Source organism: Rhizobium sp. 05L429 (genome assembly GCF_056397645.1).
In genome coordinates this window covers 114,147-127,908 of the sequence record NZ_JBFTNV010000018.1, presented here as the reverse complement: position 1 = coordinate 127,908, position 13,762 = coordinate 114,147, and the positions used below count along the sequence as shown (strand labels likewise).

Below are 13,762 nucleotides of genomic sequence, written 5' to 3'. Positions count from 1 at the left end.
CTCATAGACATGATGATTTCCTTTCGTTTTTTCCACCCCGGGAGGGAATGGATTTTCCATCTCGGGCGATAGCGTTACGCCACGCCGGGATAGAGGGCGCACGAGGAAATTATCAAGCGTTCAAAACGCGGCCGTAAGCATCGAGCACGCTTTCCTTCATCGTCTCCGAAATGGTCGGATGCGGGAAGATCGTATGCATCAGTTCTTCTTCCGTCGTCTCCAGGTTCATGGCGACGACGAAGCCCTGGATGAGTTCGGTGACTTCGGCGCCAACCATATGGGCACCGAGCAGTTCACCGGTCTTCTTGTCGAAAATCGTCTTGACGAGGCCCTGGTCTTCGCCGAGTGCGACGGCCTTGCCGTTGGCGCTGAAGGGGAAGCGACCGACGCGGATATCGCGGCCCTGCTCCTTGGCCCTGGCTTCGGTGAGACCGACGGAGGCGACCTGCGGGTTGCAATAGGTGCAGCCAGGGATTTTCAGCCTGTCCATCGGATGAACGTTCGGAAGGCCGGCAATCTTCTCGACGCAGACGACGCCTTCATGCTCCGCCTTGTGGGCCAGAAGCGGCGCACCAGCGACGTCACCGATTGCGTAGATGCCGGGCACGTTGGTCTTGCCGTAGCCATCGATGACGATGAAGCCGCGGTCGATCTTGACGCCGACAGCCTCAAGGCCGATGCCTTCGACATTGGCCTGCACGCCGACGGCCGAAATCATGCGGTCCGCGGTGATCGTCTCGGTCGTGCCGTCCTTCTTTTCGATGGTGGCGGTGATCGAGTTGGCACCCTTCTCCACCTTGGCGACCTTGGCCTCGAGGTGGATCTTCATACCCTGACGCTCGAACTGCTTCTTGGCGAGCGCAGAGATTTCCGCATCTTCGACCGGCATGACCTGGCTCATGATTTCGACGACGGTGACGTCGACGCCCATGGTGCGGTAGAAGCTTGCGAATTCGATGCCGATTGYGCCCGAGCCCATGACAAGCAGAGACTTCGGAAGTTCGTCAGCCTTCATTGCTTCGAAATAGGTCCAGATGAGCTTGCCATCCGGCTCGATGCCCGGCAGCGCACGTGGACGGGCACCGGTCGCGACAATGATGTGTTTGGCGGTGTAGGTGCCCTCGCCCAGCGCGTTCTTCGGCACCGGACCCATCGGCTCCATCGGCTTCTTCGTCGTCTTGGAAACGAGAATTTCGCCGGGCTTGGTGATCTTTGCCTCACCCCAGATGACATCGACCTTGTTCTTCTTGAACAGGAAGCCGACGCCGTTGTTCATGCGGTGTGCGATGCCGCGCGAGCGAGTGACGATCGCCTTGATATCTGGCTTGATCGTGCCTTCCAGCACCAGGCCGTAATCCTTGCCGTGCTGGGCGGTATGCAGGACGTCAGCCGAGCGCAGCAGCGCCTTGGTCGGAATGCAGCCCCAATTGGAGCAGATGCCGGCGAGATGCTCGCGCTCGACGCAAGCGACCTTGAGGCCGAGCTGCGCGGCGCGGATGGCGGCGATATAACCGCCGGGACCGGAACCGATGACGATGACGTCGTAGGATTGAGCCATTGCTTTCCTGCCTTTGTTACGCTCCCGCGCGGGTCATGAGAACCCATGCGTGCTTCTTGCTGTTGTCGAAGAGCGGCACGGCATTCATGCGCGCCGCTTCGGAAAACCCATTTCTTCCGTAAAGCGACAGAGCCGCTTCGTTATTATCAGCTGTGATCAGGCTGGCCGGTAGCCCAGCTGCCCTTGCGAGCTGATCTTCCAGCAGCCTCTTGCCGATGCCGATACCGCGCATATGGCGATAGACCGCGAGACTGCCAATGAACCAGTGTCCGATCACCGATCTCTGCATCGCCAGCATCGGCTCTATGGCCGGATGTCGTGCTTCGAGATCGCGTATGCCTTCATCCACTTCATAGCCGATCGCCATTCCGGCGATCTCGTCATAGGCCTCGCCGATGACGGCGTTCTTCCAGCCGCCGAGCGCCTCGTCGCTCATCTTCAACCGGCCCCGCTCCAGCGGCGTATCGCTCATGCCGCTGGCGACATCGGCAAACCAGAGCCACGAGGCGAAGCCATGCGAGGCGATATCCGCCAGGATCGCCAGCTCCGAAGCATCCCGACGGGAGGCTTCCCGGAGGGCGAGAAAGGCGGCCATCGTCAGAGACCCAGCATCATCCGCACGATAGGCTCCAGACCTCGACCGAGCGCGCGGGTATTCTCCGCATCGAGGTGAATGCCGTCGATCGGCGTGGTCCTGGCGACGGAATTGCCGTCGAAGAAGCCGCAGCCGAGTTCATCGGCAAGGTCCCGGAAAAGCGTCGGAAGCTTCGCCGATTCCTCGATGCCTCCAGGGAACGAGGCGGCGAAGGGCACATTGCCCGTCGCGCAGATCGCCGGCGGCGCCACGATCAGGATCTCTGGCCCGTCGAATTCAAAGGGCCAGGCATGACTGCGGATCAGCCGCACCAGACGACCGATGCCCTGGCATGCTGCAAAGGCCGAGCCGGCAACCACCGGCTTCATGTCGTTGGTGCCGAGCAGCAGGATGACAAGATCGAGCGGCGCATGTGTCTGCAGGACGGTCGGCAGAATGCGTGCGCCGTTGCGATCGCAATCGGCAAGATGGTCGTCGAAGGCGGTAGTGCGGCCGTTCAGGCCTTCCGCAATGACGCGAGCTCCGCTTCCGAGCGTTGCCTGAAGCACGCTCGGCCAGCGGTTCTCATAGGCATGACGGCCGATCGTGTCGGCGTCATAGCCCCAGGTAAGCGAGTCACCATAGCAAAGAACAGTCTTCGTCATGTCCGCCTCCCGCGTCTGCTCAGACCAGCATGCCCATCGGATTTTCGATGTAGCCCTTGAAGGCCTGCAGCAGCGCGGCGCCGAGAGCGCCATCGACGCAGCGATGGTCGGTCGAGAGCGTCACGGTCATGACCGTCGCAATCGCCATCTCACCATTTTTGACGATGACACGCTGCTCGCCCGCGCCGACTGCGAGGATCGTCGCATGCGGTGGGTTGATGACGGCTGCGAAATTCTTCACGCCCATCATGCCCATGTTCGAGACCGAGGTCGTGCCGCCCTGATATTCCTCGGGCTTCAGCTTGCGATCCTTCGCACGCTTGCCGAGATCACGCATCTCGTTGGAGATGGTCGACAGCGTCTTCTCCTCGGCCTTGCGGACGATCGGCGTGATCAGGCCGCCGGGGATCGAGACAGCCACGCCGACATCGGCATGTTTGTGCTTGACCATGGCACTCTCAGTCCAGGAGACGTTGGCATCCGGAACATCGCGAAGCGCCAGAGCCAGGGCCTTGATGACCATGTCGTTGACTGACAGCTTGTAAGCCGGAGCGCTGTCCTTGCGGGGTGCGGCGTCGTTCAACTGGGCGCGCAGCGCCATCAGCGCATCGAGTTCGCAATCGACCGAAACGTAGAAATGCGGAACGGTCTGCTTGGATTCGACGAGGCGACGGGCGATCGTCTTGCGCATGCCGTCATGCGGCACAAGCTCGTAGGAACCCTGCTCGAAGAGCTTGAGCACGGCCTCGTCCGAAGCGCCTTTCGGAGCGGCAGCGGCGGGAGCCGGTGCAGCAGCCTGCGGGGCAGCAGCGGCCGGAGCGGCCTTGGCAGCACCGCCGGCAGCGGCAGCTTCGATATCGCTCTTGACGACGCGGCCATGCGGACCAGTGCCGGCAACGGCGGAAATATCGATACCGGCTTCCTTGGCCAGACGACGAGCAAGCGGCGAAGAGAAGGCACGCGCGCCGCCAGAGGAGACCGCAGCCGGTGCCGAGGCGGGAGCCGCCTGTGCGGGCGCGGGAGCAGCCTTCGGCGCCTCGGCTTGTGCCGGGGTAGCTTCAGCCTTCGGAGCCGGGGCGGCGGAGCCAGCGCCGCTTGCGGCAGCGGCGACATCCTCGCCCTCGCCGGCCAGAACGGCGATCAGGGCATTGACCTTCACGCCTTCGGTACCGGCCGCAACGACGATCTTGGCAACCGTGCCTTCGTCGACAGCTTCGACTTCCATCGTCGCCTTGTCGGTTTCGATCTCGGCGATCACATCGCCGGACTTGACCTTATCGCCTTCCTTGACCAGCCACTTGGCAAGATTGCCTTCTTCCATAGTCGGAGAGAGGGCAGGCATCGTGATATTGATCGGCATCGAAAGGCCCTCCCCTTATTTGTAGCAAACGGCTTTCACCGCATCGACCACTTCGCCGACATTCGGAAGCGCGAGCTTCTCAAGGTTGGCAGCGTAAGGCATCGGAACGTCCTTGCCGGCGATCGTCAGGATCGGCGCATCGAGGTAATCGAAGGCCTGCTGCATGACGCGGGTGGCGATTTCCGTGCCGACGGAGTTCTGCGGATAGCCTTCTTCGACGGTGACCAGGCGGCCGGTCTTCTTGACGGATTCGATGACCGTCGGAAGATCCATCGGACGAAGCGTACGCAGGTCGATCAGTTCGACGTCGATGCCGATCTTTTCAAGTTCCGCGACAGCCTTCGTGGCATAGGTCATGCCGATACCGAAGGAGACGACGGTTACATCCTTGCCCGGACGGTGGATGCGAGCCTTGCCGATCGGCAGAACGAAATTATCGAGCTTCGGCACTTCGAAGTGCTGGCCGTAGAGAATTTCGTTTTCGAGGAAGACGACCGGGTTCGGATCGCGGATAGCGGCCTTCAGCAGACCCTTGGCGTCGGATGCAGTGTAAGGCATGACGACCTTGAGGCCCGGGATCGCGCTGTACCAGGCCGCATAATCCTGGCTGTGCTGGGCGCCGACGCGGGCGGCGGCGCCGTTCGGGCCACGGAAGACGATCGGAGCGCCCATCTGTCCGCCGGACATATAAAGCGTCTTGGCAGCGGAGTTGATTATCTGGTCGATCGCCTGCATGGCGAAGTTGAAGGTCATGAACTCGACGATAGGCTTCAGGCCTGACATGGCGGCACCGACGCCGACACCGGCAAAGCCGTGTTCGGTAATCGGTGTGTCGATGACGCGGCGTGCGCCGAATTCCTGCAGAAGACCCTGAGTGACCTTGTAGGCGCCCTGGTATTCGGCAACTTCTTCGCCCATGACGAAGACGTTTTCATCGGCGCGCATTTCTTCGGCCATGGCGTCGCGGAGCGCTTCGCGCACCGTCATCGACACCATTTCGGTGCCAGCCGGGATTTCCGGGTCGTTCGGCACGAAAGCCTTGGGCTCGGCTGGGACGGGAGCGGCAGCAGAAGCACTGTTCGTCGGCTTCTCTTCCTGTGCAACCTGCGGAGCAGCGGCCGGAGCCTGCTGAACGGCGGCGGGAGCAGCGGAAATCGCGTCGGCCGATTCGCCGTCCTGCAGAAGGATGGCGATCTTGGCGTTTACCTTGACGTTTTCGGTGCCGGCCGGAACCAGCAGCTTGCCGATGACGCCTTCGTCGACGGCTTCGACTTCCATCGTCGCCTTGTCGGTTTCGATTTCGGCAATTACGTCACCGGAAGTGACCTTGTCACCTTCGTTCTTGAGCCACTTGGACAGCGTGCCTTCTTCCATCGTCGGAGAGAGGGCGGGCATGAGAATATCTATAGGCATGGGTTCCCTCCCCGATTAGAGCAGAATGTCGGTGTAGAGCTCGGACGCATCCGGCTCCGGATCAGCCTGGGCGAAATCGGCGCTATCGGCGACGATATCGCGGACTTCCTTGTCGATCGCTTTCAGATCGTCTTCAGTCGCCCAGCCCTTTTCCATGACACGCAGACGGACCTGCTCGATGGGGTCCTGCTCGGAGCGCATCTTCTGCACTTCTTCCTTGGTGCGGTACTTCGCCGGGTCCGACATGGAGTGGCCGCGATAGCGATATGTCAGCATTTCCAGGATGATCGGGCCCTTGCCGGAGCGGCAATGTTCGAGCGCCTCATCGGCAGCAGCCTTGACGGCACGAACATCCATGCCGTCGACCTGGATGCCGGGGATGCCGAAGCCGGAACCGCGCAGCGAATAGTTCGACTGCGCGGTAGCGCGCGCCGTCGAGGTGCCCATGGCGTAACGGTTGTTCTCGACGATATAGATGATCGGCAGCTTCCAGAGAGCAGCCATGTTGAAGCTCTCGTAAACCTGGCCCTGGTTGGCCGCGCCATCACCGAAATAGGCGATGGATACGCTGTCATTGCCACGGTAGCGGTTTGCAAAGGCAAGGCCTGTTCCAAGCGAAACCTGGGCACCGACGATGCCATGGCCGCCGTAGAAATGCTTCTCCTTGGAGAACATATGCATGGAACCGCCCTTCCCGTGGGAATAGCCGTTGCGACGCCCGGTCAGTTCAGCCATGACGCCGCGCGCTTCCATGCCGGTAGCCAGCATATGGCCGTGGTCGCGATAGGCGGTGATAACCTGATCACCTTCCTTCTGGGCCATCTGCATGCCGACGACGACAGCTTCCTGGCCGATGTAAAGGTGACAGAAACCACCAATGAAGCCCATGCCGTAAAGCTGGCCCGCTTTTTCCTCGAAACGACGGATAAGCAGCATCTCGCGATATGCCTTGAGCTCCTCGTCCCGATCGAAATCGGCGATAGGACCGCCGTTCGATATCTTGCCTGCGGATTTCGCACTGTTTTTGCGGCTGGAAACGGTCGCGGTTTTGCGCAACGCCATTCAACCCTCCCTATGGGTTTATCGGTTCTCAGGTGGCGCGTACCATAGGGAAGAAAAATGACCACAGCAATGCCATAATTGCATGGCTCATATTCGCAGGTAAATTATTGATAAAGAACGAGAATTCTGGATTAACCTAAATTCGGTTAATTGCGGTAGTGATTGTAAATTACAATCTCGTCTGCGCGCGACATATTGAGCTGATACCGCGCCTTTTCGTCGAGCATATCCTTGTCCAGCGAGCCGTCGCTAAGAAGTGCAACCTGCGCTTCGAGATGCTCGCGCCTGGTCTTCAGCACAACCAATTCCTTCTCGCGCGCGATACGTTGGCGCTCGAACGCCTCCGTCGCACGCAGACCATAATCACCATGGATGCAATGATAGCCGAAATAGGAGAGGAACGCGACCGCCATGGCCGGAATGACGAAGCGACCGGTCTTTCTCTTCTTATGATGCTTTGTCCACATACACGCATGCTCTGTAACGCATTACCAATCCCTTCAATTTACCGCGCAGAGATTAACCGTTCATTGACTCAGACTTGACGCAACAAAAAACCCGCGCCAAGGCGCGGGTTCCAAATGCCTGATTCATAAGATCGTATTAGCCGCGAATGATGGAACGGCCGGCATACTCAGCCTGAGGGCCAAGGCCTTCTTCAATGCGGATAAGCTGATTGTACTTGGCAAGACGATCCGAGCGCGACAGAGAGCCGGTCTTGATCTGGCCGCAGTTGGTGGCAACTGCGAGATCGGCGATCGTGGAGTCTTCCGTCTCGCCCGAGCGATGCGACATGACGGCGGTGTAGGCTGCCTTGTGCGCGGTGTTGACGGCGTCGAGCGTTTCCGTCAGGGAGCCGATCTGGTTGACCTTGACGAGGATCGAGTTGGCAACGCCCATGCGGATACCGTCACGCAGACGAGCCGAGTTGGTGACGAACAGGTCATCGCCGACAAGCTGGCACTTCTTGCCGACAAGATCGGTCAGCGTCTTCCAGCCTTCCCAATCGTCTTCTGCCATGCCGTCTTCGACGGAAATGATCGGGTACTTGCCGACGAGTTCGGCGAGGTATTCGGCCATTGCGCCCGGTTCGAGCGTGCGGCCTTCGCCTTCCATTACATACTTGCCGTCCTTGAAGAACTCCGTCGAGGCGCAATCGAGGCCGAGATAGATGTCCTCACCCGGCTTGTAGCCGGCTTTCTCAACCGACTTCATGATGAAGTCGAGGGCTTCCGGAGCGCTCTTCAGGCCCGGTGCAAAACCACCTTCGTCGCCGACATTGGTGTTGTGCCCCTGGGCAGCGAGTTCCTTGCGCAGCGTATGGAAGACTTCCGAGCCCATGCGGACGGCTTCACGGATCGAATCTGCGCCAACCGGCAGGATCATGAATTCCTGGAAGTCGATCGGGTTGTCGGCATGAGCGCCGCCGTTGATGATGTTCATCATCGGAACCGGCAGAAGGCTTGCCGAAGCACCACCGACATAACGGTAGAGCGGCAGGCCGGAAGCCTCCGCGGCGGCCTTGGCGACAGCAAGCGAAACGCCGAGGATGGCGTTGGCGCCGAGGCGTGACTTGTTCGGCGTACCGTCGAGCTCGATCATGATCTTGTCGATCTGAATCTGGTTTTCAGCATCGATGCCGCCGATCGCGTCGAAGATCTCGGTATTGGCGGCTTCGACGGCCTTTTCGACACCCTTGCCGAGATAGCGCTTGCCGCCGTCGCGTAGTTCGACAGCTTCATGCGCGCCAGTCGAAGCGCCCGAGGGAACAGCCGCACGGCCCATGCTGCCGTCTTCGAGATAGACATCGACTTCGACGGTGGGGTTACCACGGCTATCGAGAATCTCGCGGGCTATGATATCGGTAATTGCAGTCATGGTTTTTTCCTGCTCGGTGGGTGGATAAATCGTTTGAAACCGTCTTAATCGAAGGTGCGCAAATTACAATGGCAGTTTGCGGCACCCTTCGGCATGCAGTTCCACTCGTCGCTATATTACGATCATGTCAGGCTTTTGACTGTCAGCCTTTAGCGATCGCGTCGAAAGCCAGCAGCTTTTCCAGAAGCCGCGGCATATCCTTGAGATAGACCATGTTCGGGCCGTCGCAGGGCGCGTTATCCGGGTCCTGATGGGTCTCGATAAAGACCCCGGCAACACCGACCGCCACGGCAGCGCGCGCGAGCGTCTCCACGAATTGCCGTTCTCCGCCGGACGTTTCCCCCTGCCCACCCGGCTGCTGGACCGAATGAGTGGCGTCGAAGATAACTGGCGCACCGGTGGCTGCCATGATCGGCAGGGAGCGCATGTCGGAGACCAGCGTGTTGTAGCCGAAGGAAGCGCCGCGCTCGCACAGCAGAATGTTCGGATTGCCACTCTGATTCAGCTTGCCGAGCACATTCTTCATGTCCCAAGGCGCCAGGAACTGGCCCTTCTTGACGTTGATGACGCGGCCCGTCTTGGCAGCAGCCACCAGAAGATCAGTCTGGCGAGACAGGAAGGCCGGTATCTGCAGGATATCAACGACCTTCGCTACTTCGGCGCATTGTTCTTCGCTGTGAATGTCGGTGAGAACCGGAATGCCGAGTTCCTTCTTGAGATCAGCGAATACTTCCAGCCCCTTCTCAAGGCCGACACCGCGTTTGCTCGACAACGAAGAGCGATTGGCCTTGTCGAAAGACGTCTTGTAGACAAGCCCTATGCCGAGCTTGGCGCACAGTTCCTTCAATGTGCCGGCCACCATGAACGCATGGTCGCGGCTTTCCATTTCGCAGGCGCCGGCGATCAGCGACAAGCGGCCGGTATTGGAGAAGGTGACCTTACCGGCGCCCTCGCCGACCGTCACCTGGGAATTGGTATTGGAGCTCATGATGTTTCCTCGAAGGCGAAGAGCACGCCCTGGCCGGGCGCGGGCTTCACCAGAATACGGTTGCCCTTGCGTGTATAGGTCACCCCGTTAGCAGCCAAATGCGCTTCTGTCACGGCAAGATCGCCCGCATGGAAAAGGATCGCCCGCCCACGCAGGCCGCGATCGGTGTCCGGCGTCGCCAGATCGAAATAGGCCTCCAGACCCGCCGGGTTCATCAGACTGATTTTTGTGTTTGCCAGAGCAACTCTCACCCCAAAACCGGTCTCATCTGCGGCGTCGGCTCTTGCCACGCCACGGACGAATTCGCCGAAGGCCGAAGGCTCGGGCGCGGCTAGAACTATCTCGGCAATTCCGGTTACGCCGTTGACGTGAGCTTCGAGCGCGCTGCGGTCAGCAGGGAGCGGATTGACGCGCTCGACGGCGAAGAGAAAGAAATCCGGTGCMCGGAGGTCACCGGCGAAGGCGAGCCGGAAGCCGGCAATGCTCTCCGTGCCATCCGGCATTTTCACGGGACGTTCGAACTGCAACACAGAACCAGCGCTAATGCCGCCTTTAACGAATCGAGCATGTTCATGCTTTGCATCCGCGGCACTGAAGGCGATAGCAGACAGGCCCTCGCTGCCGCAGCGAAAACGAAAGGCCTGATCGCGGGCTGTGAAGACATTGCCATCACGCGCCGTCCTGTCGCTCTCCTCGACACTGGCGACGCCGAGCGGCTCGAGATAGCTCCTGTCGGCGAAGAAAACGCAGGCATTTTCCGTACCGAAGGGATGGCGCGCGTCCGGAGCGACGGTGAAGCCCAGCTTGCCTAACCTCTCGCGTGCAAGGGCGATATCGGTAACCGGCAAAACGAGATGATCGATCGCAAGCGTGTCTTGGGTCATCAGCTACTCTCCAGCAATCACAAGGAGATGTGCTTCAACAAGCCTTACGAAGCAAGGCCGGACGGGCCGGGCGCCGACAAAAATAAAATTCTCAACACAATGGGGAGAAATTTTACGAAAATTTAGCCACTTGCGGAACACATATGGAACATATAGTGTCCGTTCTGGATTTGTTTCAATACTGGGGTCACACGCCGATGCTCACGCGCAAACAACAGGAACTTCTTCTTTTCATTCATGAAAGGATGAAGGAATCCGGCGTTCCGCCATCTTTCGACGAGATGAAGGACGCCCTGGATCTGGCCTCGAAATCCGGCATTCATCGGCTGATCACGGCGCTCGAAGAACGCGGCTTCATTCGCCGGCTTCCGAACCGGGCGCGTGCGCTCGAAGTCATCAAGCTGCCGGAAGCCTACAGCTCGAGCCTACAGCCAAGGCGCGGCTTTTCACCAAGCGTCATCGAAGGCAGCCTCGGCAAGCCGCAACCTGTTGCGCCTCCCGCCGCGGCAAAGTCAGCACCTGCGGCCGACAACGGCAATTCGGTTTCCGTGCCGGTCATGGGGCGCATCGCTGCCGGCGTGCCGATTTCGGCAATCCAGAACAACACCCATGACATCACCGTTCCCGCCGATATGCTTGGCTCCGGCGAACATTATGCGCTCGAAGTTCGTGGCGACTCGATGATCGAAGCCGGCATCTTCGATGGCGATACCGTCATCATCCGCAACGGTAGCACGGCCAATCCGGGTGACATCGTCGTCGCACTCGTCGATGAAGAGGAAGCGACGCTCAAGCGCTTCCGCCGCAAGGGCGCATCGATTGCGCTCGAAGCCGCAAACCCCGCTTACGAGACCCGCATTTTCCCGCCGGATCGCGTCAAGGTCCAGGGCAAGCTCGTCGGCCTCATTCGTCGCTATCACTGACCGGTGACCGGTMAACATCAGCGAATGTGTCGCTACGCCAGTCATAGGCACGGTGGCGCATCCAGGGCCGTGGTAATGCGTCGAATGTAGCGGCAACCGCAACTCCGCCATCTGTGAAACGAAGCTCGATCGAGCCTGTCTTGCGCAATGTTTCGCCGGTAAAGAGCAGAGCTCCGGATCGGCAGCCGTCAAGACGCAGACGGACAGGGGTGACGACGATATCGGCCGTATCGCAGGCAGGGCCCAGATAGGCTGCATTGTCGATAACCGTCAGTTTCTTTCCATTGCCGAGCATGATGGCGCACCAGGCACCTTTCAGGCACGAGAACCGTGACGGCGAACCGATCGCGACACGTCTTATCGATTCTCTGGCTTCATTCTGTTGATCCCGCGAGAGCTGCAGTCTTTTGCCTTCGGGCGCAGTGGGCCTGTTGGCAGCTTCCAGCATGACTGGCTTCCTGTGCTCTTCGATGGCAAGCGCCCGCTGCCATTGTTCGAAGATGAAGGCGGGTGGCTTTTCGCGGTTCGAAGCTATCGCCTCTCCATCGACAACAGCAACGAGGCTACCGTCTTCGGCAATGGCGATGTCGGGCATTGCCTCTGATGGCAGCGCCGCGACAGCAAGCGTGGAGAGAGCGACGATTGCCGTTCCGATATGCCGCAGTCGAGTTCTGAGGAGGGTCAGCAGCAGAAAACCGAAAACAGCCGTCGGGAAGTACCAACCCGGCAAACGGCCCACATCGATATTGCCACCCCAGCTCGATACCGTCTTTGCGATTGTAATCACCAGATCCAGCCCGAAGCCTGCCACATGCCATGCCCAGCCGTCCAGGCCAAAGGGCATCAGCAGCATCGCCAGCATCCCAGCCGGCATGACGATGAAGGAAATCACCGGCATGGCCGCGAGATTTGCCGGCAGGCCATAGGCTGTCAGCCGGTGGAAATGCTCGATCGAAAACAGCGCGGTAGAGAAGCCGCCAATCAGCGACGTCAGGAAAATGCCACCAAAGAAACCGCCGACCACGAAGAGGGGCTTCATGACCGGCAGGTTGGCAAAGACATTCTCCCACATCGGCCGGCCTTTCCAGAGATCGTAGCCGGCGACCAGGGCAAGTGTTGCGGCAAAGGACATCTGGAAGCTCGGCCCCAGCACCTCCGATGGCGAGATCGCAAGGATCACAAGAGCGGATAGCGCCACGTTTCTGAGGCTGATCGATGGCCGGTCAAAGAAGACGGCAACCAGCATGATGGCCATCATGATGAAGGCACGTTCGGCGGAGACGGCAAAGCCGGAGATCAGATAGTAGGCCGTCACCGCCGCGAGCGCACCGGCCGCCGCGATTTTCTTGGTCGGCCACGCCTGGGCAATGCCGGGAAAAAGGCTAAGGACGACGCGCAGGCCGACAAAAAAGATGCCGGCGGAAAGCGCCATATTGAGACCGGAGATCGCGACGATATGGGCAAGGCCGGACTGCCGCAGCGCGTCCGTCGTGTCATCCGAGATCGCCCGTCTCTCGTCGGTGACAAGCGAAGCGGCAAAGGCGCCGGTATCGCCCGGCAGGGTGGAGCGTATGCGATCGCCGATGCCACTCCTGAGGCGATAGAGCCATTCGAGTGTCGCCTCACCGACCGAGCCCGCTTGCTGTGGCTGCAAGGCAAGCTTTTTCGGCGCGCCATAGAAAAAGCCGTTGGCGCCGATGCCGTCAAAATAGGCACTGAAAGCAAAATCATTCAGGTGGGGAAGTGCGGGGCCTGCCGGAGGCGTGAGACGCGCCCTGCCCTCGATGACGTCGCCAAGCTCGAAAGGCTGCGCGGCGCCTCTCACGAGCACTGTAATGCGTTTAGGCGGACGCTTGATCTGCGGCGCGTCTGTTCCGGTGACGTCAAGAATGTAACGCCAGCGCCCCCGCCCGTCGCCTTCGCGGCGCTCGATCCTGCCTGTTACCGTTGTCGTTACGGCTGAATCGAGGATCAGGGTCTGCGCCCGCCATGTTTCGACCTGTGCCGAAAGCATTCCGCCGGCAAAGAGAAGCAGAGCAGAGAGCGTCGCCCGCAATTTCGGCCGGCCATACCCGCAAAGTACGACGGCACCGAGGACGACAAAAAGGCAGAGACCAAGCGAGACAGCCGGAAAATCCGAAGCTGCCAGAAACCAGGTCGCGGCACCCGCACCAAGGAAGACCGGCGAAAAAAGAATGAGGCGACCGTAGCCAGCCTCTTCGACCGCCATGCGGACAGACGATCGGATGTGTCGTTTCGCAACGGCGATCAGCCGCCACTGAAACGGAACCGTAGCCTGCGTCCTTGCCAGTTGCGTCACAATGGCGCGCGGTGCGGCATCGGCAAAATCCATCTTTGCATCAATGGATTGCACATGCCGTTCTGCTGTATCGAACCCCGTCATATTCGCTTGGACCCGCCCCCGGAGATCGGCAGAATGCAACCTCAGATCAAAAC

At 59.9% G+C, this 13,762-nt stretch carries 12 protein-coding genes; 1 reads left to right on the top strand and 11 read right to left on the bottom strand.

Features of this window, described 5'->3' with window-relative positions; all coding sequences use genetic code 11:
- Positions 1–112 precede the first annotated feature (112 nt).
- From lpdA to AC1DNW_RS19860, 10 genes are all read right to left on the bottom strand, one after another.
- Positions 113–1,558: a dihydrolipoyl dehydrogenase gene (lpdA, locus tag AC1DNW_RS19905; protein WP_477854117.1), complete on the bottom strand. Its 1,446-nt coding sequence runs from the start codon at positions 1,556–1,558 to the stop codon at positions 113–115.
- A 16-nt stretch (positions 1,559–1,574) separates the two neighbouring features.
- Positions 1,575–2,153 carry a GNAT family N-acetyltransferase gene (locus tag AC1DNW_RS19900; RefSeq protein ID WP_113295618.1) on the bottom strand — a complete coding sequence of 193 codons (579 nt, stop codon included), beginning with the start codon at positions 2,151–2,153 and terminating at the stop codon, positions 1,575–1,577.
- Between the two features lie 2 nt (positions 2,154–2,155).
- Positions 2,156–2,797, bottom strand: a complete 642-nt coding sequence (locus AC1DNW_RS19895; protein ID WP_113295619.1) for an SGNH/GDSL hydrolase family protein — start codon at positions 2,795–2,797, stop codon at positions 2,156–2,158.
- Between the two features lie 19 nt (positions 2,798–2,816).
- A complete protein-coding gene (locus AC1DNW_RS19890) occupies positions 2,817–4,157 on the bottom strand; it encodes a pyruvate dehydrogenase complex dihydrolipoamide acetyltransferase (RefSeq protein ID WP_113310143.1) in 1,341 nt (446 codons plus the stop codon).
- Between the two features lie 15 nt (positions 4,158–4,172).
- Positions 4,173–5,570: a pyruvate dehydrogenase complex E1 component subunit beta gene (locus AC1DNW_RS19885; RefSeq protein ID WP_113310144.1), complete on the bottom strand. Its 1,398-nt coding sequence runs from the start codon at positions 5,568–5,570 to the stop codon at positions 4,173–4,175.
- 15 nt (positions 5,571–5,585) lie between these two features.
- Positions 5,586–6,632: a pyruvate dehydrogenase (acetyl-transferring) E1 component subunit alpha gene (pdhA, locus tag AC1DNW_RS19880; RefSeq protein ID WP_113310145.1), complete on the bottom strand. Its 1,047-nt coding sequence runs from the start codon at positions 6,630–6,632 to the stop codon at positions 5,586–5,588.
- 146 nt (positions 6,633–6,778) lie between these two features.
- Positions 6,779–7,099: an FtsB family cell division protein gene (locus tag AC1DNW_RS19875; RefSeq protein WP_113295623.1), complete on the bottom strand. Its 321-nt coding sequence runs from the start codon at positions 7,097–7,099 to the stop codon at positions 6,779–6,781.
- Between the two features lie 136 nt (positions 7,100–7,235).
- Positions 7,236–8,510 (bottom strand): phosphopyruvate hydratase, encoded by a 1,275-nt coding sequence (eno, locus tag AC1DNW_RS19870; protein ID WP_113295624.1) that lies wholly within the window; start codon positions 8,508–8,510, stop codon positions 7,236–7,238.
- Between the two features lie 142 nt (positions 8,511–8,652).
- Entirely contained in the window at positions 8,653–9,498 is an 846-nt protein-coding gene (kdsA, locus tag AC1DNW_RS19865) for a 3-deoxy-8-phosphooctulonate synthase (RefSeq protein WP_113310146.1), read from the bottom strand.
- Complete coding sequence (locus AC1DNW_RS19860) at positions 9,495–10,382, bottom strand: VOC family protein (RefSeq protein WP_113310147.1); 888 nt, start codon at positions 10,380–10,382, stop codon at positions 9,495–9,497. Before AC1DNW_RS19860 ends, kdsA begins: the two co-directional genes overlap by 4 nt.
- A 197-nt stretch (positions 10,383–10,579) precedes the next feature.
- On the opposite strand from AC1DNW_RS19860, the gene lexA reads away from it, so the two are divergent.
- Positions 10,580–11,305: a transcriptional repressor LexA gene (gene lexA, locus AC1DNW_RS19855; protein ID WP_113310198.1), complete on the top strand. Its 726-nt coding sequence runs from the start codon at positions 10,580–10,582 to the stop codon at positions 11,303–11,305.
- Here lexA and AC1DNW_RS19850 read toward each other — a convergent pair.
- On the bottom strand, positions 11,286–13,709 hold the full coding sequence (locus tag AC1DNW_RS19850; protein WP_477854116.1) for a ComEC/Rec2 family competence protein: 2,424 nt from the start codon (positions 13,707–13,709) through the stop codon (positions 11,286–11,288). The genes lexA and AC1DNW_RS19850 overlap by 20 nt on opposite strands.
- Between the last annotated feature and the right edge of the window lie 53 nt (positions 13,710–13,762).

What these genes read in the sequence shown, in the direction of transcription:
- AC1DNW_RS19885 (WP_113310144.1), bottom strand. Translation starts at nt 5,570, where the DNA reads ATGCCTATAGATATTCTCATGCCCGCCCTCTCTCCGACGATGGAAGAA.
- pdhA (WP_113310145.1), bottom strand. Translation starts at nt 6,632, where the DNA reads ATGGCGTTGCGCAAAACCGCGACCGTTTCCAGCCGCAAAAACAGTGCG.
- AC1DNW_RS19875 (WP_113295623.1), bottom strand. Translation starts at nt 7,099, where the DNA reads ATGTGGACAAAGCATCATAAGAAGAGAAAGACCGGTCGCTTCGTCATT.
- AC1DNW_RS19900 (WP_113295618.1), bottom strand. Translation starts at nt 2,153, where the DNA reads ATGGCCGCCTTTCTCGCCCTCCGGGAAGCCTCCCGTCGGGATGCTTCG.
- AC1DNW_RS19895 (WP_113295619.1), bottom strand. Translation starts at nt 2,797, where the DNA reads ATGACGAAGACTGTTCTTTGCTATGGTGACTCGCTTACCTGGGGCTAT.
- kdsA (WP_113310146.1), bottom strand. Translation starts at nt 9,498, where the DNA reads ATGAGCTCCAATACCAATTCCCAGGTGACGGTCGGCGAGGGCGCCGGT.
- AC1DNW_RS19890 (WP_113310143.1), bottom strand. Translation starts at nt 4,157, where the DNA reads ATGCCGATCAATATCACGATGCCTGCCCTCTCTCCGACTATGGAAGAA.
- eno (WP_113295624.1), bottom strand. Translation starts at nt 8,510, where the DNA reads ATGACTGCAATTACCGATATCATAGCCCGCGAGATTCTCGATAGCCGT.
- lexA (WP_113310198.1), top strand. Translation starts at nt 10,580, where the DNA reads ATGCTCACGCGCAAACAACAGGAACTTCTTCTTTTCATTCATGAAAGG.